The 19,172-nt window shown below is 68.5% G+C and carries 16 protein-coding genes; 8 read left to right on the forward strand and 8 right to left on the reverse strand.

The window, feature by feature from the left end; genetic code table 11:
- Nucleotides 1-72: 72 nt before the first annotated feature.
- Both ACIBG8_RS41245 and ACIBG8_RS41250 read right to left on the reverse strand, forming a co-directional pair.
- On the reverse strand, nucleotides 73-843 hold the full coding sequence (locus ACIBG8_RS41245) for an alpha/beta fold hydrolase (RefSeq protein WP_397348662.1): 771 nt from the start codon (nucleotides 841-843) through the stop codon (nucleotides 73-75).
- A gap of 64 nt (nucleotides 844-907) precedes the next feature.
- A complete protein-coding gene (locus ACIBG8_RS41250) occupies nucleotides 908-1,831 on the reverse strand; it encodes a class I SAM-dependent methyltransferase (RefSeq protein WP_397348663.1) in 924 nt (307 codons plus the stop codon).
- 214 nt (nucleotides 1,832-2,045) lie between these two features.
- On the opposite strand from ACIBG8_RS41250, the gene ACIBG8_RS41255 reads away from it, so the two are divergent.
- The 3 genes from ACIBG8_RS41255 to ACIBG8_RS41265 all read left to right on the forward strand — a co-directional run bounded on the left by ACIBG8_RS41255 (nucleotide 2,046) and on the right by ACIBG8_RS41265 (nucleotide 5,092).
- Entirely contained in the window at nucleotides 2,046-3,902 is a 1,857-nt protein-coding gene (locus ACIBG8_RS41255) for an N-acetylmuramoyl-L-alanine amidase (protein ID WP_397348664.1), read from the forward strand.
- Between the two features lie 58 nt (nucleotides 3,903-3,960).
- Complete coding sequence (locus ACIBG8_RS41260) at nucleotides 3,961-4,194, forward strand: hypothetical protein (protein WP_397348665.1); 234 nt, start codon at nucleotides 3,961-3,963, stop codon at nucleotides 4,192-4,194.
- A 70-nt stretch (nucleotides 4,195-4,264) separates the two neighbouring features.
- Nucleotides 4,265-5,092 (forward strand): MerR family transcriptional regulator, encoded by an 828-nt coding sequence (locus ACIBG8_RS41265; protein WP_397348666.1) that lies wholly within the window; start codon nucleotides 4,265-4,267, stop codon nucleotides 5,090-5,092.
- On the opposite strand, the gene ACIBG8_RS41270 is transcribed toward ACIBG8_RS41265, so the two are convergent.
- Both ACIBG8_RS41270 and glgP read right to left on the reverse strand, forming a co-directional pair.
- Nucleotides 5,076-5,951, reverse strand: a complete 876-nt coding sequence (locus ACIBG8_RS41270) for a MurR/RpiR family transcriptional regulator (protein WP_397348667.1) — start codon at nucleotides 5,949-5,951, stop codon at nucleotides 5,076-5,078. The two genes, ACIBG8_RS41265 and ACIBG8_RS41270, sit on opposite strands and share 17 nt — an antisense overlap.
- Nucleotides 5,952-5,984: 33 nt before the next feature.
- A complete protein-coding gene (gene glgP, locus ACIBG8_RS41275; RefSeq protein WP_397348668.1) occupies nucleotides 5,985-8,567 on the reverse strand; it encodes an alpha-glucan family phosphorylase in 2,583 nt (860 codons plus the stop codon).
- 190 nt (nucleotides 8,568-8,757) lie between these two features.
- Between glgP and ACIBG8_RS41280 the strand changes: the two genes are divergently transcribed.
- From ACIBG8_RS41280 to ACIBG8_RS41290, 3 genes are all read left to right on the forward strand, one after another.
- Entirely contained in the window at nucleotides 8,758-10,803 is a 2,046-nt protein-coding gene (locus ACIBG8_RS41280) for an alpha-1,4-glucan--maltose-1-phosphate maltosyltransferase (RefSeq protein ID WP_397348669.1), read from the forward strand.
- Nucleotides 10,804-10,881: 78 nt separating this feature from the next.
- The gene (gene treS / locus ACIBG8_RS41285) at nucleotides 10,882-12,582 is read left to right on the forward strand and encodes a maltose alpha-D-glucosyltransferase (RefSeq protein ID WP_397348670.1); all 1,701 of its coding nucleotides are present in this window, start codon (nucleotides 10,882-10,884) and stop codon (nucleotides 12,580-12,582) included.
- A gap of 3 nt (nucleotides 12,583-12,585) precedes the next feature.
- Nucleotides 12,586-13,905, forward strand: a complete 1,320-nt coding sequence (locus ACIBG8_RS41290; RefSeq protein WP_397348671.1) for a phosphotransferase — start codon at nucleotides 12,586-12,588, stop codon at nucleotides 13,903-13,905.
- On the opposite strand, the gene ACIBG8_RS41295 is transcribed toward ACIBG8_RS41290, so the two are convergent.
- Together ACIBG8_RS41295 and ACIBG8_RS41300 are read right to left on the reverse strand one after the other, a co-directional pair.
- Nucleotides 13,889-14,347 carry a hypothetical protein gene (locus ACIBG8_RS41295; RefSeq protein ID WP_397348672.1) on the reverse strand — a complete coding sequence of 153 codons (459 nt, stop codon included), beginning with the start codon at nucleotides 14,345-14,347 and terminating at the stop codon, nucleotides 13,889-13,891. The genes ACIBG8_RS41290 and ACIBG8_RS41295 overlap by 17 nt on opposite strands.
- Complete coding sequence (locus ACIBG8_RS41300; protein ID WP_397348673.1) at nucleotides 14,344-14,799, reverse strand: hypothetical protein; 456 nt, start codon at nucleotides 14,797-14,799, stop codon at nucleotides 14,344-14,346. Before ACIBG8_RS41300 ends, ACIBG8_RS41295 begins: the two co-directional genes overlap by 4 nt.
- 149 nt (nucleotides 14,800-14,948) lie before the next feature.
- Between ACIBG8_RS41300 and ACIBG8_RS41305 the strand changes: the two genes are divergently transcribed.
- Complete coding sequence (locus ACIBG8_RS41305; RefSeq protein WP_397348674.1) at nucleotides 14,949-15,605, forward strand: hypothetical protein; 657 nt, start codon at nucleotides 14,949-14,951, stop codon at nucleotides 15,603-15,605.
- A 1-nt stretch (nucleotide 15,606) separates the two neighbouring features.
- The gene (locus ACIBG8_RS41310) at nucleotides 15,607-16,755 is read left to right on the forward strand and encodes a copper amine oxidase (RefSeq protein ID WP_397348675.1); all 1,149 of its coding nucleotides are present in this window, start codon (nucleotides 15,607-15,609) and stop codon (nucleotides 16,753-16,755) included.
- A 108-nt stretch (nucleotides 16,756-16,863) separates the two neighbouring features.
- On the opposite strand, the gene ACIBG8_RS41315 is transcribed toward ACIBG8_RS41310, so the two are convergent.
- Nucleotides 16,864-18,363: an alpha/beta hydrolase gene (locus ACIBG8_RS41315; protein ID WP_397348676.1), complete on the reverse strand. Its 1,500-nt coding sequence runs from the start codon at nucleotides 18,361-18,363 to the stop codon at nucleotides 16,864-16,866.
- 80 nt (nucleotides 18,364-18,443) lie between these two features.
- Nucleotides 18,444-19,121 carry a DUF4328 domain-containing protein gene (locus ACIBG8_RS41320; protein ID WP_397348677.1) on the reverse strand — a complete coding sequence of 226 codons (678 nt, stop codon included), beginning with the start codon at nucleotides 19,119-19,121 and terminating at the stop codon, nucleotides 18,444-18,446.
- Nucleotides 19,122-19,172 lie beyond the last annotated feature (51 nt).

Consider the following 19,172-nt stretch of genomic DNA (forward strand, 5'->3'; position numbering starts at 1 on the left):
CGATCGATCCGATGCCAGCCATAGCCCGCGATCTCCTCCAGAGAGGCGCCCTCGTGCGCCACCCACTCGCACCTACACGACCCGGGCCAGGAATGTCGTGATGAGGGTGAGCCATTCGTCGGGGCGTTCGGCGAAGGGGAGGTGGCCGCTGGCGAGCTCGACCAGCTCCGCGCCGGGGATGCCGTTGGCCACCTCATGGTGCAGCTCGGGCGTCACCAGCAGGTCCTCGGTGGTCGAGATCACCAGGGTCGGAACGGCGATGTCCGGGAGGTCGGCGCGGATGTCGACTCGGGTGACGAGGTCCACGTGCTCCGCCGAACCGGCGGGGAGGGTTTGGGCTGTTGCCTCGATCACGCTGTCCAGGGTGTCGCTCGGGAGGGTTTCCAGGGTCGAGGAACCGAGTGCCAAAGGGACCAGGAACTGGGCCAGTGAGGCATGCGCGCCAGACCGGTACAGGTCGCGCCAGTGTTCCCCGTTCAACCGTAGCCGCGCGTTGGGGCGGGCGAAGGGGGCGGTCAGGACCAGCGCCTTCACCCGCCCCGGGTGACGCGTGGCGGCGCGGATGGCGACAGCCGTACCCAAGGAGTAACCCACCGCCGCGAAGGTTTCCAAGCCCTCCGCCACCCCGGCGGCCACCAGTTCGTCGGCCAGGTCGTCCAGGTCCAGCGGGGCCGTTGAGCGTGGGGTCTTGCCGGTGCCCGGGAAGTCGACGCCGACGACCTTGTGCCCGGCGCTGAGGCCACCCAGGATCGGTCCGTAGTTGGCCGCGAAGCCGCCACCTGCTCCATGAGCGAGCACCAACCCGGGGCCCTCCCCGTGGACGCTGCGGGCAAATGCGGGCATGAGGATCTCCAAGATTTTGTAGCGATCGATAACAAACCGACCGTACCACGTTTCTTAGTGATCGCTACAAAACGGTGGCAGTGACGAACCCGGCCATCACCGGGTCCTGGTTGAAGGAGCGCTGCTCCTCCATGCGCAACCCGCACGCCTCCAGGAACCCCGCCACGTCCTCCTGGTCGATGCCGAACACGAACGGCTCCTTGATCCGCGCCGCCGCCCACCGCGCATACGTGGAGTAAGGGTCGTTGCTGCGCAGGATCACGGTCGTGAAGTAGTCGAACGCCACCACGCTGCCCGGCGCCGACACCCTGCGCAGCGTCCGCTCGACGGCCTCCCGGTCCAGGTACATCGTCACCGACTCCCACAGGAAGTAGGTCGGCCTGGCCGGATCGAACCCCGCCTCGACCAGGCGCGCGAACCAGTCCTTCTCCTCGAAGTTCGCCGGGACGAAGGTGACATGCTCCGCAGAAACCCCGGCCCTGGACAGCGCCTCGCGCTTGATCCGCTGCGTCCCCGGGGTGTCGACCTCGAAGCACCGTACGGCGGAGCCCGCGGGCAGCCGGTAGGACCTCGTGTCGAACCCGGCGCCCAGCACCACGAGCTGCTCCACCCCAGGCAGGTGCCGCGCGAGTGCCTCGTCGTGGAAGGTCGTGCGCGCCACCGGCTGGTGCATCATGGGCGGCTGTCCCTGGTACGGATAACGGAAGGGCTTGGGCACGTAACCGGTCACCGCGTGCGCGACGATCGTCGGCACCGTGGCGTACCGCAGGCCGAGCCGTACCGGCCCAGGCAGCACCTTCATCAGCCGCACGCACGGCGCGTCCCACCGCTGGCGCAGGTGATGCATGATCCACCGCGGATAGCACGACGCCAGCACCGTCGCCGAGGACCCCGTCCGCCGCGCCTCCCTGACCAGCGACAACCCCCAGAGCCACGTGCCCACGAACCCCAGCGGCGACAGAAGCGCCTGGACCAGCCGGAAGACCATGCCACACCCTTACCCCGGAGCAGGGAGACACACCGCGAAAAGCCGTTGTCGTGTTAAGAGATGAAAAAATCCTTCGCAAGCCTCTCCCTCAGGAAGGAAAATGTTGAGACGCTGGCTCCACTACGACCCCCCAGTCATAGGGAGCACCTACATGCGAAGAGGTTTGGCCGCCGCAGCCATCGTGGCCGTTGGCTTTTTACCGCTATCGATCCCCATGTCCGCCCACGCCGACGACCCCAATGACCGCCAGCAGGCCTTCGCCCAGGCCGCCGAGCAGTACAAGGTCCCAGAAAGCGTCCTCCTGGGCGTCTCCTACCTGGAGTCCCGCTGGGACGCGCACGCGGGCATGCCGAGCAACGACGCCGGTTTCGGCCCCATGCACCTGACCGACGCCGCAGCCTTCACCGGTGGGAACCACCACGCCGAAGGCGAGGAGGACGCGCGCGGCGACGAGAGCAGGCCGCTCGCCGTACCCACGCAGACGGCGCAGACGCAGGAGATCCCCGCGTCCCTCAGGACCATGGAGAAGGCCGCCGAGCTCACCGGCGAGTCGCACGAGACGCTGCGCACCGACCCCGCCGCCAACATCAGGGGCGGCGCGGCGCTGCTGGCCGACTACCAGAAGGCGCTGGGCGCGCCGCTGAGCGACGACCCAGGCCAGTGGTACGGTGCCGTCGCGAAATACTCGGGCGCCACCGAGGAGAGCGCGGCCAAGTTCTTCGCCGACGAGGTCTACGACACCATCAAGCAGGGCGTGACCAGGAAGACCGATGACGGGCAACAGGTCAGCCTGCGGCCCGTTCCCGGCGTCGAGCGGATCATCAGGTGGCTGGAGGACCTCGGCCTGCTGCACCCGCGCACCGACGGCGTGGAGTGCCCGCCGACGATCTCGTGCGAGTGGATCCCGTCGGGCTACGCGCAGCTGCCCGACGACGACTACGGCCACTACGACCTGGGCAACAGGCCGGTCAGCCAGAAGATCGACTACATCGTCATCCACGACATGGAGGGCTACTTCAAGCCGTCCATCGACCTGAACAAGGACCCCAACTACGGCGCGAGCTGGCAGTACTCCGTACGGTCCACGGACGGTCACATCGCCCAGCACATCAAGGCCAAGGACGTGGCCTGGCAGGCGGGCAACTGGTACATCAACTCCAAGTCCATCGGCATCGAGCACGAGGGCTTCCTGGCCGAGGGCAGCACCTGGTACACCGAGGCGATGTACCGCGCCTCGGCCAAGCTGGTGCGCTACCTGGCGTTCAGGAACGCGATCCCGCTGGACAGGGCGCACATCATCGGTCACGACAACGTGCCAGGCACGCTGCCGACCACGGTCAGGGGCATGCACGAGGACCCGGGCCCGTTCTGGGACTGGGCGCACTACTTCGAGCTGATGGGCGCGCCGTTCCACCCGTTCGGCGGCCCGAACTCCGGCTCGGTCATGATCAAGCCGGACTTCGCCACCAACAAGCCGTACTTCTACGGCTGTGACCGCAAGAACCCGTCCAAGGACTGCCCGCCGACCAGCGCGTCGACCGTGTGGCTGCGCACCGAGCCGCGCGCGGACGCTCCGCTGATCAAGGACATCGGCAAGCACCCGACCGGCGGTTCGCTGTACAGCGTGTACGACCACAGCGCCAGGGCCACCACCGGGCAGCGGTTCGCCGTGGCCGGACGGCAGGGCGACTGGACGGCGATCTGGTACCTCGGCCAGAAGTCGTGGTTCTACAACCCGGCGTCCAACCCGACGGCGATCCCGTCGATGGGCCTGGTCGTGACGCCGAAGCCTGGGCTGGCCACCATTCCGGTGTACGGCAGGGCGTATCCGGAGCAGGAGGCATATCCGGCGAACATCCCGTATCAGCCGGTGACGCCGTTGCAGTACACGTTCTCCGCCGGTGAGAAGTACACCTTGGCGGGGGCCGCTCCGGCCGAGTATTTCCGCGCGGTCACCTTCACCCCGGAGGAGCACACCGTGGTGAAGGGTAAGACGAAGTACTACGAGATCCAGTTCGGCCACCGCGTCATGTTCGTGAAGGCCGACGACGTGCAGGTGAGCTGGTCATAACGCCCGGCGGCCCGCCCGCACGAAGCGGGCGGGCCCCGGGTTATGGTTGCGCATGCCTTTGCCCTGGTTAATCGGACACCTCGTCGCCCTCCTGGTGATGGGCCTGGCGGTCCCCGTGGGCCTTGCCAAAGGCATCGGGGAACCCTTTGAAGAGTTCCTCGACTACGCCACGCGGGTGACCGGCACGCTCATGGCCTCCGTCGCCGTCGTCGAAGAAGCCGCGGTGATCACCTCGGGCAAGTGGCTTCTCAGGCATCCATACGGCTGGCCGCTCGCCGTGTGGGGGTCGTGATGGGGGCGGGTCTGGTTGCCGAGCGGCGGCGGTTGACTCTCCGGTAAGGGGAGACGGGAGGGTGTCGGGCATGGACGGGCTTTACTCGATCGGCGAGCTGGCGCAACGCACCGGGCTCACGGTCAAAGCGATCAGGTTCTACGCCGACGAGGGCATCGTGCCGCCCACCACACGGAGCCCGGCGGGCTACCGGCTGTTCGACATCGACGCCCTCGCCCGGCTCGAGCTGGTGCGTACCCTGCGGGAACTCGGGCTGGACCTGGCGACCGTACGCAAGGTTGTCACGCGTGAGGTCTCACTGCCCGACGTCGCCGCGACCCACGCGGCGGCCCTGGAAGCGCAGATCAGGACGCTGCGGTTGCGGCGGGCGGTGTTGACGGCCGTGGCCAGGCGCGGGTCTGGACCCGAGGAGACCGCACTCATGCACAAACTGGCCGCACTCACAGCAGACGAGCGCAACCGCCTGATCGGCGAGTTCCTCGACGCCGCGCTTCCCGAAACCTGGGAGGGGCCCAGGCGGACGATGACCCCGGAACTGCCGGACGACCCCACGCCCGAGCAGGTGGACGCCTGGGTGGAGCTGGCCGAGCTGGCGATGGACCCCGGTTTCCGGGAGAGCATGCGCCGCATGGCCGACCACTTCACCCCCAGCCTGAAAAAGGACCCGGTGGCCGAGGTCCGCGATCTGGTGGCCCCCGCGATGGCAGCGGGACTGTCCCCGTCGGACGTCGAGTACGGCGAGCAGATCCGCCCCCACGTGGAAAGGCTGCGCGCGGCGAACGACCCGCGCCGCGACCGCTACATGCGCCTGCTGGCGATCGTCAACGGCTGGCCGCCCCCGCAGGACCTCGCCCCGGTCCTCGACTGGGCGCTGGAAAGCGTCAGCGCTTCTTCGTGAACTCGGCGACCGCCTTGCGCGTGCTGGCCAGCGCCTCCTGCGAGGAGTCGAAGGTGCGCTGAGCCACCCCGACGAAGACGCAGTCGACCACCAGCAACTGGCTGATCCTGCTGGCCAGCGCCCCAGGCCGGAACTCGGTCTCCCGACCGGCCGAGATCAGCACGTGCTCGGCCACGTCCGCGATGGTCGAGCGCGGGTTGTTGGTGATCGCGACCGTCGTCGCCCCCGCCTCCCCCGCCCGACGCAGCGGTTCCAGGACGTCGGGGGTCTCCCCCGACGTGCTGATCCCGATGGCCACGTCTCCGGTACGCAGCAGCACTGCGCTGGTCAGCGCCAGGTGGGCGTCCTGGAACGCGTGGCTGGACAGCCCGATGCGCAGAAGCTTCTGCGCCATGTCCTGGGCCACCAGCCCCGACGCCCCCACCCCGTAGGCGTCGATCCGGCGCGCGCCGACGATGGCGTCCACGACGAGGCCGAGCCGCTCCGAGGTGAGCTGCGCGACCGTGTCGTTGATCGCCTCGGACTCGGCCCTGGCCACCTTCTGGATGACCAGCGAGAGCGGGTCGTCCGGGGCCAGGTCGCCGGGCACGAGCCGGTCCGGCTGCGCGGCGGCGGCGGCGAGCGCCAGGCGCAGCTGCGGGTACCCGGCGAACCCGAGCAGCCTCGCGGTGCGCACGATGGTCGCCTCGCTGGTGCCTGAGGCGGCCGACAGCTCGGTGATGGTGCTCCGCGCGACCGTCGCTGGATCCTCGAGAATCAGGCGTGCGACGGTCTGCGCGGCGGGCGTCAGTGAAGGAAGCACGCCGCGGACCGTGGCCACCAGAGTGTCAGCCCGCAGGCCGTTCCGGCTGTCGTCCACGAACTGATTATGCGGCCCCAATGATGTGCTGTGTCACCTAAGTGTGCCGTTGGTCATACCAGCGGGTTCCTCCGGGACTGCGATGAGCCCCAGCTCGGCGTGCGCGGCCATGAGCGGATGCGACGGCACCACCCGGACCGTGTAGCCGAACGCGCCGGTGTGTTCGAGCGGCAGAGTGCCGGTGTAGTAGCCCTTCCCGTCGTCGCCGACCTCGGCCGAGGTGAGATCGAGGTAGCGCGGATGGATCAGCTCGTCGTGCTGCCCCACCTTGCCGTAGGCGGCCTGCACGAGCACGTCGCCAGGGTCGAGGTCGCCGAGCGCGACGGTGGCACGCAGCTCCAGCGCGGCGCCCACCTCGGGCGTGTCACCGATGCCCGTCGCCTCCACGTGCTCCACCCGCACGCCCGGCCAGGCGCTGGTGACCTTGAGCCGCCAGGCGGCGAAGGTCTTGGCCGAGCCGTACGCATCAGCGGACAGGGCACGCGCCGAGGCGGCGGCCGGGGTGTAGAGGTCGACCACGTAGTCGCGCAGCATGCGCCCGGCCAGCACCTTCGGCCCGAGGGTGACCAGGGTGTGCCTGACCATCTCCAGCCACCGCCTGGGCAGCCCGTCGGCCGCGCGGTCGTAGAAGCGGTCGGCCACCTCGTGGTCGATGAGGTCGTAGAGCGCCGACGCCTCGAGCTCGTCGCGCCGGTCGGGGTCGGCGACGCCGTCTGCGGTGGGGATGGCCCAGCCGTTGGTGCCGTCGTACCACTCGTCCCACCAGCCGTCGCGGATGGACAGGTTGAGCCCGCCGTTCAGCGCCGACTTCATGCCGGAGGTGCCGCTGGCCTCCAGGGGGCGCAGCGGGTTGTTGAGCCACACGTCGCAACCCTGGACGAGGAGCTGGCCGAGGGCCATGTCGTAGTCGGGCAGGAAGACGATCCGGTGCCGCACATCGTGCGTGTCGGCAAATTTCACGATCTGCTGGATGAGCTTCTTGCCGCCCTCGTCGGCCGGATGCGCCTTGCCCGCGATGACGATCTGCACGGGCTTGTCCGGGTCGAGGAGCAGCTCGCGCAGCCGGTCGGGGTCGCGCAGCATCAGGGTGAGCCGCTTGTACGACGGCACCCGGCGGGCGAACCCGATGGTCAGCACGGACGGGTCGAGCGCCTCGTCCACCCAGCCCAGCTCGGCGTCCGACGCCCCCCTGTCGCGCCACGCCTTGCGCAGCCGCGTACGGGCGCCCTCCACGAGCCGGGTGCGCAGCCTGCCGCGGATCGCCCAGATGTCGGCGTCGGAGATCTTCTGGATGCCCTCCCAGCCGCGCGCCTTCTCCACCAGCGAGGGCAGCTCGCGCCCGGCCAGCTCCATGATCTCGCGCCCCACCCAGGTGGGCGCGTGCACGCCGTTGGTGATCGAGCCGATCGGCACCTCGTCGAGGTCGAACCCCGGCCAGAGGATCTTGAACATCTCGCGGCTGACCTCGCCGTGCAGCTCGGAGACGCCGTTGACGCGCTGCGCGAGCCGCATGCCCATGATCGCCATGTTGAAGCGGCCGGGCTCCTCCTCGGCGCCGAGCGCCAGGATGCGCTCCACGGGGACGGTCGGCCAGGCGTTGTCGCCGCCGAACTGCCGCTCGATCATGTCGGCGGGGAACCTGTCGATGCCCGCGGGCACCGGGGTGTGCGTGGTGAACACCGTGCCCGCGCGCACTGCCTCGATGGCCTCGTCGAAGGAGAGCCTGGCCTCGGTGAGCTCGCGGATGCGCTCCAGGCCGAGGAACCCGGCGTGGCCCTCGTTGGTGTGGAACACCTCGGGCTCGGCGTGCCCGGTGATGCGGCAGTAGGCGCGGATCGCCCTGACGCCGCCCACGCCGAGCAGGAGCTCCTGCATGAGCCTGTGGTCGGTGCCGCCGCCGTACAGCCGGTCGGTGACGTCGCGGGCTGCGGCGTCGTTGTCGGCCACGTCGGAGTCGAGCAGCAGGAGCGGCACCCGGCCGACCTGGGCGACCCAGATCTGCGCGTGCAGCGTGCGCTGCTCTGGCAGGCCGATGCGGATCTTGACCGGCGCGCCGTCCGCCTCCTTGAGGAGGCTCAGGGGCAGGCCGCCCGGGTCGAGCGAGGGGTAGTGCTCCAGCTGCCAGCCCTCGGGCGACAGCGACTGGGTGAAGTAGCCGTGCCGGTAGAGCAGGCCGACGGCCAGGATGGGGACGCCCAGGTCGCTGGCGGTCTTGAGGTGGTCACCCGCGAGGATGCCGAGGCCGCCGGAGTATTGGGGCAGCGCGGCGGCTATGCCGTACTCCGGGGAGAAGTAGGCGATGGCCTCGGCCGCGCCGGGCAGCGTCTGGTACCAGCGCGGGCCGGTCATGTACTCGCGCAGGTCGTCGGCCGCGTCGGCGAGCCGGCGCAGGAAGCGCCGGTCGGCGGCCAGCTCGCGCAGGCGCGTGGAGTCGACGGCGCCCAGCATGGCGACCGGGTCGTGGCCCGACTGCTCCCACAGCACGGGATCGACCTCGGTGAACAGATCCATGCTCTCTGGATGCCACGACCATCGCAGATTGTGCACGAGCTCGCCGAGGGCGGCCAACTCCGCGGGCAGGACAGTGCGGACGGTGAACCTGCGGATTGCTCTCACGTTTCCGACCCTAGGGGAAGAGGTACTCCGTGTGACCTTCACCGTCTCGAATGCCCTTCAAACCACCTTCCGCGTAGAGGCATGAAGAGGGACGATTGGGGCAACTCCCACATTGTGCCCGGACAGCGCCCCCGATGGAGGTGCAAGGATCGTTCATGCCACGAACTCGAACCCACTAGAACGAGAAGCGATGATCGGACGAATTCCCATCACGGACATCCACCCCGTCGTCGACTGCGGGCAGTGGCCCGCCAAGGCGGTCGCCGGAGAGACCTTCGAGATCTCCGCGACCGTGTTCAGGGAGGGCCACGACGCCGTGGCCGCCGGAGTGGTGCTGATCGCGCCGGATGGGCAGCGCAATCGGCTGAAACCCATGCGTGAGCAGGTACAGGGCACCGATCGCTGGAGCGCGACGGTGTGCCTGGCGGCCGAGGGCGACTGGCAGTTCAGGGTCGAGGCGTGGAGCGACCCGATGGGGACCTGGCTGCACGACGCGGGGATCAAGATCCCGCGCGGCATGGACTCCGACCTCATGTGCGAGGAAGGCGCCCGGCTGTTCGAACGAGCGGCCAAGGCCGTACGGCCGGCAGACTGCTCAGAAGCCGTAAAAAACGGGTCAAAAAACGAGTGCGGGCACCGGGCGGCGCTGCAGGCGATCGCGGCTACGCTCCGTGACGAGGATCTGGACCCGCGGGCCCGCCTGTCCATCGCCCAGCTCCCCGAGACCGCCGCGCTCCTGGAGGCCCACCCGCTGCGCGACCTGGTGACCAAGGCCAAGACCTTCAAGCTCAGGGTCGACAGGCGCAGGGCGCTCTACGGTTCGTGGTATGAGTTCTTCCCCAGGTCAGAGGGGGCGATCGTCGACCCGACCGGCCTGTCCAAGTCCGGAGACTTCCAGACCGCAGCCAAGCGCCTGCCCGCCGTGGCCGCGATGGGCTTCGACGTCGTCTACCTCCCCCCGATCCACCCGATCGGCGCGACGTTCCGCAAAGGCCGCAACAACACCCTGACGCCCGACCCCGACGACCCCGGCTCGCCCTGGGCGATCGGCTCGGAGGACGGCGGGCACGACGCCATCCACCCCGACCTGGGGACGATCGAGGACTTCGACGCCTTCGTCGGGCGCAGCCGCGAGCTGGGCATGGAGGTCGCGCTCGACTTCGCCCTGCAGTGCTCCCCCGACCACCCCTGGGTCAAGGAGCACCCGGAGTGGTTCAACGTGCGGGCCGACGGGTCGATCGCCTACGCGGAGAACCCGCCGAAGAAATATCAGGACATTTACCCGCTCAACTTCGACAAGGACCCCGAGGGGATCTACGCCGAGATCAAGCGGGTGCTGCGGCACTGGATGGACCACGGGGTCCGCATCTTCCGCGTGGACAACCCGCACACCAAGCCGGTGAGCTTCTGGGAGCGGCTGCTGGCCGACGTACGGACCACGGACCCGGACGTGATCTTCCTGGCCGAGGCGTTCACCAGGCCGCCGATGCTGCAGGCGCTGGCCAAGATCGGATACCACCAGTCGTACACGTATTTCACGTGGAAGAACTCCAAGTCCGACGTCGAGAGCTACTTCAGCGAGCTGTCACACGAGACCTCGTACTTCCTGCGGCCCAACTTCTTCGTCAACACACCGGACATTCTTCACGAATACCTTCAGCACGGCGGGGTCCCGGCCTTCAGGATCCGGGCGGTTCTGGCCGCCTTGTGCTCGCCGACCTGGGGTGTCTACTCCGGGTATGAATTGGCGGAGAATGTCGCAGTTCGTCCGGGTAGCGAGGAATACCTCGATAGCGAGAAATATCAGTACAGACCTCGTGATTGGGTCGCAGCAGACAGAGAAGGCCGCACACTGGCGCCCTTCATCACTCAGCTGAATTTGTTCCGAAGAGCCCACCCGGCATTGCAGGAATTGCGTAATCTACGATTCCATAGGGTCGACCAACCGGACATGGTCTGCTTCTCCAAGCGGCTCCCCGGCGCCTATGACACGGCCACACGACGGCACGGGCTTGGCGACGTTGTCCTGGCGGTCGTCAACCTTGATCCACACAACACCCACGAGGCGACGGTAGAGCTCGACCTGCCCGCCCTCGGTCTCGACTGGAATGCCGAGTTCGTCGTGGACGACGAACTGTCGGGCGAGTCGTACCGCTGGCGGCAGAACAACTACGTCCGCCTCGACCCCCACATCCACCCTGCCCACGTCTTCACGGTGCGAGCAGGGCATCGGTAGTCAGCGAAACTCAGTACAGCGGGGAGTCCTGACCGTGTGCGCAAGCATCCCCCTCACGAGCTCCACAAAGGAGGGTCCGTGAGTTCCACTCCGATTCCCAACACCTTTGACGACGAGAAGCCGCGCGATCCCCAGTGGTACAAGACCGCGGTCTTCTACGAGGTGCTCATCAGGGGCTTCGCAGATTCCAACGGCGACGGCACCGGAGACATCAAGGGGCTCATCAGCAGGCTCGACTATCTGCAGTGGCTCGGCGTCGACTGCCTGTGGCTGCTGCCGCTCTACGAGTCGCCCCTGCGGGACGGCGGATACGACATCGCCGACTTCATGAAGATCCTGCCCGAGTTCGGCGACCTCGGTGACTTCGTCAAGCTGGTCGACGAGGCGCACAAGCGTGGCATGCGGGTCATCGCCGACCTGGTCATGAACCACACGAGCGACGCGCACCCCTGGTTCCAGGCCTCGCGCCACGACCCTGAGGGCCCGTTCGGCGACTTCTACGTCTGGAACGACAACGACGAGAAGTACGAGGACGCGCGGATCATCTTCATCGACACCGAGACCTCCAACTGGACCTACGACCCGGTGCGCGGGCAGTACTTCTGGCACCGCTTCTTCCACCACCAGCCGGACCTCAACTACGAGAACCCGCAGGTGCAGGACGCGATGCTGGAGGTGCTGCGGTTCTGGCTGGACCTCGGCATCGACGGGTTCCGCATGGACGCCATCCCCTACCTCTTCGAGGAGGACGGCACCAACTGCGAGAACCTGCCGCGCACCCACGAGTACCTCAAGCGGGTCCGCGCCGAGGTCGACCGCCTCTACCCGGACCGGGTGCTGCTCGCCGAGGCCAACCAGTGGCCCTCGGACGTCGTCGAGTACTTCGGCGACCCGGTCGGCGGCGGCGACGAGTGCCACATGGCGTTCCACTTCCCGCTGATGCCGCGCATCTTCATGGCGGTGCGCAGGGAGTCGCGCTACCCGATCTCGGAGATCATGGCCCAGACGCCGAAGATCCCCGAGAACTGCCAGTGGGGCATCTTCCTGCGCAACCACGACGAGCTGACGCTCGAGATGGTCACCGACGAAGAGCGCGACTACATGTGGTCGGAGTACGCCAAGGATCCGCGCATGCGGGCCAACGTCGGCATCCGCCGCAGGCTGGCCCCGCTGCTGGAGAACGACCGCAACCAGATCGAGCTGTTCACCGCGCTGCTGCTCAGCCTGCCGGGAAGCCCGGTGCTCTACTACGGCGACGAGATCGGCATGGGCGACAACATCTGGCTCGGTGACCGGGACGGCGTGCGCACCCCGATGCAGTGGGACCCGGACCGCAACGCCGGGTTCTCCGACTGCGACCCCGGCCGGCTCTACCTGCCGGTGATCATGGACCCGATCTACGGCTACCAGGCGATCAACGTCGAGGCGCAGCAGAAGAACAACGGCTCGCTGCTGCACTGGACCAAGCGCATGATCGAGATCCGCAAGCGCCACCCGGTGTTCGGCCTGGGCGAGTTCAACGAGCTCAACTCCTCCAACCCGAGCGTGCTCGCCTTCGTCCGCGAGCTCGGCGACGACCGGATCCTGTGCGTCAACAACCTGTCGAGATTCCCCCAGCCGGTGGAGCTCGACCTGCGGAGATTCACCGGCGTCTCACCAGTCGAGACGATGGGCGGGGTGCCTTTTCCACCGATTGGTGAACTTCCGTATCTTTTGACTCTGCCTGGGCATGGGTTCTACTGGTTCACCCTCCCGCCAGTCGCGCCCCAGGAGGAGTAGGTCGTGCTTGAGGAGCTCCTTGCCGCATGGATCGGTCACCAACGATGGTTCGGCGGCAAGGGGCGCCCGATCGACTCCGTGTCGATCGACTCCGACGTCGAGCTCGCCCCCGGGCTCAGGCAGTTGATGCTGAGCGTGTGGCAGGCGGGCTCGCGCGAGCGGTACCAGCTCCTGCTCGGCTCCAGGGACGACCTCCCCGACCGCCTCAAGCACGCCCTGATAGGGATTTATCACGATAAATACGTGTACGACGCGGTCCACGACGCCGACCTGACCCGCCACCTCCTGGACGGCATGTCCTCGGGTCACGACCACGGCCCCGTACGCTTCCGCCACCTGCCCGGCGTCACCATCGACACCAGCCTGCGCAGCCTGGTGCTCGGCGCCGAGCAGTCCAACACCTCCCTGGTGTACGGCGACGCCTACATCTGCAAGCTCTTCAGGCGCCTCATCCCCGGCGTCAACCCGGAGCTCGAGGTCGTCACCGCCCTCGCCAGGCGCGGCGCGCCGCACATCGCGCAGCCGTACGGATGGATCGAGACCGACCTCGACGGCTCGGACACCACGCTCGCGATCATGCAGGAGTTCCTCTCCACCTCCAACGACGGCTGGGACCTCGCGCTCACCAGCGTCCGCGACCTGTACGGCTCGCTGCCCGGCATCGCGGCCGCCGACGCCGGGGGCGACTTCGCCGGCGAGGCGCACCGGCTCGGCGCGGCCACCGCCGAGATCCACCGGGAGCTCGCGCTGGCCTTCCCCACGGACGTCGTCTCGCCGCCCGAGGTCAAGCGGATGGCCGAGGGGTTCAGGCGGAGGCTCGGACGGGCGATCGCCGAGGTGCCCGAGCTGCGTGAGCACGCGGAGGCGGCGGAGCGGGTCTTCCACGAGGTGGAGGCGCTGGAGAGCGACGTCGGCGTGCAGCGCATCCACGGCGACTACCACCTGGGGCAGGTCATGCGCACGACGACCGACTGGGTCGTGCTCGACTTCGAGGGCGAGCCAGGGCAGCCGCTGGCCGAACGGCGGGCGTTGCAGTCGCCGTTGAGGGACGTGGCGGGGATGCTCCGCTCGTTCGACTACGCGGCCAGGCACCTGCTGACCGACCACCAGGACGCCGGGGAGCTGGAACCCCGTGCCGGGGAGTGGTCGTCACGCAACCGGGCGGCGTTCCTGGAGGGGTACCGGGCGGAGCTGACGGAGGAGGAGCGGGTGTTGCTGCGGGCGTTCGAGCTGGCGAAGGCGGTGTACGAGGTCGTCTACGAAGCCCGAAACCGCCCGACCTGGCTCTCCATCCCGATGGCCGCCTTCAGCCGGGGCGCCTGAGCAGGTCGGGGCCGCGCCACGCGCCGATCGCGGCGGCCATGAGGAGCACCGGCAGGGCGATGGCGGGGGTGGGCCAGAGCGGGCCGTCCCTGCCCTCGGTGCCGATGGCGCCCGCCGCGACCACGCAGGCCACGGGCAGCAGGCAGGCGGCGACCCCGGCCACCCTCGCCCGCCAGTCCGCCTGCGCCGACCAGCGGGAGGTGGGCAGGAGGATGAGGAGGGCGGGCATCGACAGGAACATCCCGGCGAAGAGTCCTGCCAGCGAGGACAGGAAAAGGATCCGCAGCGTCCCGGCGATCGCCTCCAGCAGGTGGAACTCGCCGCCGCTCGTCCCCAGCGCGGTGGTGAAGAACACGGCGGCGGTCAGCGCGCCGGTGGCCGCGCCGCCGACGAGCGCGGTGAGGATGGTCCTCGTCACGACGTCCCACAGGGGGCGCCTCATGGGAGCAGCTCCTTGATCCGGGTGCGGTGCCGCCACGCCACGAAACCACCCCAGGCCACGGCCGCCAGGAAGCACCCGAGCGCCCCCACCGTGTAGAAGGTCGCCCGGGAGGACGCGCGGGCCAGGTCGTCGGACGCCGAGTAAAGGACCTGCCCGTTGACGGTCGCCCCGACGACCTTGGCACCCACCGTCTCCAGCCGGACGCGGTCGCCCTTCGCGATGCCACCCGAAGGGGCAGCGCGCAGGGCGTAGGGGTGCTCGGCCATCGTGACCTCGTACACGACCCTGGTCGTCCTCCGGCTGCCCTCCCCCGGAGAGTCGATGTACGTGCGATACGCCTCCGCCACACCCTCGACCACCTGCACGTCCTCCCCCGCGAACGGGGCCGCCGGGGCCTGGCCGTACAGGAAGATCGCCATCCCCAGGAGGATCAGCGGCAGGAGCAGCCTCACAGCCCGAATAATCGCATGATTTCGCGGAATGTCGCTCTTCGTAGCCGCCCCCAACACCCTGACCTGCAAATATGCGCGTTTAGCCGCCAACGCCGACGAAGGCGGTTACTCTTCGTGGGCGTTCCTCAACAATGAGTAAAGGAGTCGGCATGCGTCGAGGTCTTGTGCTCGCGGGCGCGGGGCTGGCGATCATGGTGGTCGGCGGCTCGGCCGTCCTGCTGTCAGGCGGCGACGCGCCCCAGGCGGCGCAGGCCGTACAGGCCTCACCAGCGCCCGGAGACCCGCTCACGGCCGACGAGATCAGGCGGGCCGGCGAGATCGCCACCGCCCCCTCGCGCGCCCACATGGCCGCCGGCCGCGTCGAGCTCCTCTACGTCGAGCGCGACGACGACAAGGCGCAGGACGACGAGCGCCGCGCCGAGGCCTACCTGTACGACTACGCGGAGGACGCGGTGATCGTCAGGACCGTCGACCTCTCCGACGCGAAGATCGTCGAGGAGTCGAAGGGCAAGGGCGTGCAGCCCCCGCCGTCCAAGCGTGAAGAGACCCGCGCGGCCGAGCTGCTGCTCGCCGACCCCAAGCTGGGCAAGGGCGTCAGGAGGTCGTACGCCAAGGCGGCGGGGCGCGAGCTGAAGTCGGCCGCCGACCTGAGCCTGCGCGGCCTGATCTTCACCCAGCCCGCCGGGGCCTGCCACGCGCACAGGTGCGTACGGCTGTTCGTCCGGCTGCCCGACGGCAAGTTCCTGGACACCAGCCGCATCGTCATCGACCTGTCCGCCAAGAAGATCCACACCCTGGAGTGGTGACTTGTTCCTGCGACTCGCCCTGGCGATCTTCGTGGCCGTCGCCGGCTCGGCGACCCCCGTCGCCCTCGTGTCCCCCGTGGCGCGCACGTGCAGCTCGCCGTACCTCGTGGACGAGACCCTGCCCAACGGCGCGCGCTGGCAGATGTGCTGGGAGATGCGCACCATCGAGGGGCTGACGCTCGCCAAGGTCGCCTACACCCCCAAGGGCGGCACGGCGGTCAGCGTGCTGCGCAGCGCCGCGCTCGCGCAGATCCACGTGCCTTATGACAGCGGCGAGCCGCGCTACCACGACATCGGCTCGCTGGGCGGCAGCGTCGTCCCGCTGACCGACGCCGACTGCCCCGGCGGCGAGCGGCGTACGCAGAACGTGTGCGTGCTGACCCGGCCGCGCGGGCTCGCCTACCTCAAGGACGGGTACGGTGACCCGGACCAGCGCAAGTCGATGCAGGGCCGCGAGCTGGCCGTGCTGGCCGCCTACCAGGTCGGCTGGTACACCTACGTCTCCGAGTTCGTGTTCGGCGACGACGGCTCGATCACCCCGCGGGTGGGCGCGACCGGCTCGCTGGCGGGCACCACGACCGCGCCCGAGCACGGCTGGCCGATCGGGGTCGGGCGCACGCACTTCGAGGAGTCGCACAGCCACAACATCTTCTGGCGCATGGACTTCGACATCCAGGGCTCGTCGCGTGACGTCGTGGAGCAGTACGACTTCACCGGAAACCGCACGAAGAAGCGGTCGATGGTGCGCACGGCGTTCACCCGCGAGACCAAGGCGGTCAACCAGCGGATGCGGTGGTGGCGCGTGGTCGATCCCCAGGTGCGCAACGCCGACCGCCACCCGGTGTCGTGGGAGATCAACAACTCCGACAGCGCCGAGTACCGCGGGCCGTCCGATGAAGCGTTCACCCACGCCGACCTGTACGTGACGCAGTATCGCGCCTGCGAGCGCCTGGCCACCCAGAACACGGCGCCCAGATGCAAGGAGTCCGTGGACGCCTACACCGGGAACGAGCGGCTGACCGACCCGGTGGTGTGGGTGAACGTCGGCTTCCACCACGTGCCCCGCGACGAGGACGCCGACCCGATGCCGACCCACTGGCAGGGTTTCCGCATCACCCCGCGCGACGTGTCCGCCAAGAACCCCTACTGAACGGTCCAGTGCCCATCCGCGACTTCACGACCGGCGACGGGCTGGAGTCGGGTGCTGTGACCGCGCCGGAGGAACCCCCAGAGAACTCCGGGGGTTCCCCTCAGCGGGTCAGGAGCGCGGGACGGCTGGGAAGTCGTCCGCCAGTTGCTCGGATCGGGCCATGACCGCGTTCGGGTCGGGGACGGCGCGCGGGGTGCACGTGACGTCGCTCGCGGGCAGGGTGCCCGCGCCCAGGTAGGTGCGGTAGATGGCGTTCACGCAGGGGTTGGCCCTGGTGCCGTGGTCACCGAGACCGGGCTCCAGCACCAGCTTCGAGGTCGGGAAGAGCTTGTGGACCTCCACAGCCCCCGGGTACGGCGTGGCGCCGTCGTTGATGTTCTGCAGGAACAGCACGCCGGGCAGCCCGCGCTTGCCGCGGATGTCGACAGGACCCTGCGCGCGCGTCGGCCAGTAGGCGCACGGCGCGTTGAACCAGGCGTTGCCCCAGGTCAGGAACGGCGACTTGGCGTGCGAGCGCCACATGTCCCGGTGCCAGGTCTGCCAGTCGCGCGGCCATCTGGCGTCGGAGCACTCGGTGGCCAGGTAGATGGAGTAGCTGTTGTCGTTGGGCGCCCCGCCGTACGCCTCGACGAGCGGTCCCGTCTCGTTGTTGACGACGTACTTCGACAGCGCGTCCGTCAGGCCGAGCCAGGTGCTGGTGAAGTAGCCGACGCTGAGCATGGTGTCGTCGAACTCGCTCGGGCCGACCATGTTCTCCGCCGGTGTCGCCTTGAGCTTGGCGCGGGTGGCGTAGTAGGTCGCCTGTACGGCGTCCGCCGTGGCGCCGAGCCCGTAGACGTCGTTGTGGCCGGCCGCCCACTCCGCCCAGCCGCGGAAGTTGGCCTCGAAGGCGTGGTTCTGGTCGATGTTGTCGTCGTACCAGACGCCGCTGGGGCGCACGATGCTGTCCAGGACCATGCGACGCACCCGGTTCGGGAAGAGCGTGGCGTAGTTGGCGCCCAGGTAGGTGCCCCAGGAGATGCCGACGTAGGTGAGCTTGTCCTGGCCGAGGGCCTGCCTGATGGCGTCCATGTCCCTGGCGTTGTTGGCCGAGGTCATGTGCGGCAGCAGCTCGCGGTACTTGGCGCCGCACGCGTTGGCGTAGTCGGCGGCCTTCTTCGTCCAGGCGCGTTCCTCGGCCCGGTTGGCCGGGATGTAGTCGGCGCGTACGGGGCCCTGGTACTTGTGGTCAGGGTCGCAGCTCAGTGCGGGCTCGCTGGTGCTGACGCCGCGGGGGTCGAAGCCGATGATGTCGTAGGTGGACGCGATCGCCGCGCCCATGGAGACGGTGCCGAGCGCGAACCCGATGCCGTCGGCGCCCGGGCCGCCGCGGTTGGCCAGGAGGATGCCTTGGTATTGGTCCTCTGGCGAGGTGTGCAGCTTGCGCACCAGGGAGAGCTTGATCTTCTGCTTCCAGGGCTTGCTGTAGTCGAGGGGGACCTCGAGCTTGGCGCACTGGAGCGCTTCGAAGCCGGGGATGGTGCAGGCGGCCCAGTTCACCGCCTGGTTGGCGCTGGCTGGTCGGGTCAGGAGTTGTACTCCGCCGACCAGCAGCGCTACCGATGCCACGACAGAGATGAGTCTTCGCAACGGACGATCCCTTTCACTGGGGGGATCTCAGTATCTGCGGTGGATCGGCGGTGTAAATCTCAACTGTCTACAGAAATTACAGAAGATGTCTCCCACCTCCTGCCGATTTCCTGGGCGGCAGTGATCTTCAGGATGACGGCCGACGCGAGCACGGCAGCCGCGACGGACAGGGCCAGGCCGGAGATCTCGACCCCCAGGGCGTCCACACCGTAGGCCATGAATCTGGGCGTCATAGCGAGGTAGGTGGCGAGCAGCCAGGTGAGCCACCAGGCCCATATCAGGCCGGATCGGGGTTCGGTGCGAAGGCTGCCGGTTCGCAGTCCGCCGGGTTGCGACGCGCTCCAGATGTCGTCGGCGAACCGCTTGGGAATCCAGAGGTTGACAACGGGGGCCCAGCCGAAGATCCCCCAGGCCTCGGCATGCCGGTGCGGCACAGGCACCAGACTCTCCGCGTTGGATCTGGCCCGCATCAGCCAGACGAGGAAGAGCACGGCCGCCAGGATGTAGGAGTACCTCCGCGCCTTCTCCAGGAGGGCGGCCGCGTTGTTGAAGGTGTCGATCTCCATCTGCGCGACCAGTTCGGGGGCCGTCCGCAGGCGATGGACCAGGGCGATCGCGTAGAGCTCACCCACGATCATCGCGACGGCGACCAGTGAGGTGAGGGTGAGGCCCGCGATGGCGAGGTAGGCGACCGTGCGGATCGGGCGCACGGCGGTAACCGGATACGGGGGGTGCATGAGGGACGAAGCTCCTAAAGGGAACATAAAGGGATGAGAAGCATATATGCC

It is taken from the genome of Nonomuraea sp. NPDC050556, from assembly GCF_044457355.1.
Taxonomy (GTDB): domain Bacteria; phylum Actinomycetota; class Actinomycetes; order Streptosporangiales; family Streptosporangiaceae; genus Nonomuraea.

Bases quoted from the DNA above. Each gene is read 5' to 3' on its own strand.
- ACIBG8_RS41320 (WP_397348677.1), bottom strand. From the start codon at position 19,121: ATGCACCCCCCGTATCCGGTTACCGCCGTGCGCCCGATCCGCACGGTC.
- ACIBG8_RS41295 (WP_397348672.1), bottom strand. From the start codon at position 14,347: ATGAGGCGCCCCCTGTGGGACGTCGTGACGAGGACCATCCTCACCGCG.
- ACIBG8_RS41305 (WP_397348674.1), top strand. From the start codon at position 14,949: ATGCGTCGAGGTCTTGTGCTCGCGGGCGCGGGGCTGGCGATCATGGTG.
- ACIBG8_RS41245 (WP_397348662.1), bottom strand. From the start codon at position 843: ATGCCCGCATTTGCCCGCAGCGTCCACGGGGAGGGCCCCGGGTTGGTG.
- ACIBG8_RS41265 (WP_397348666.1), top strand. From the start codon at position 4,265: ATGGACGGGCTTTACTCGATCGGCGAGCTGGCGCAACGCACCGGGCTC.
- ACIBG8_RS41255 (WP_397348664.1), top strand. From the start codon at position 2,046: ATGTCCGCCCACGCCGACGACCCCAATGACCGCCAGCAGGCCTTCGCC.
- ACIBG8_RS41250 (WP_397348663.1), bottom strand. From the start codon at position 1,831: ATGGTCTTCCGGCTGGTCCAGGCGCTTCTGTCGCCGCTGGGGTTCGTG.
- ACIBG8_RS41280 (WP_397348669.1), top strand. From the start codon at position 8,758: ATGATCGGACGAATTCCCATCACGGACATCCACCCCGTCGTCGACTGC.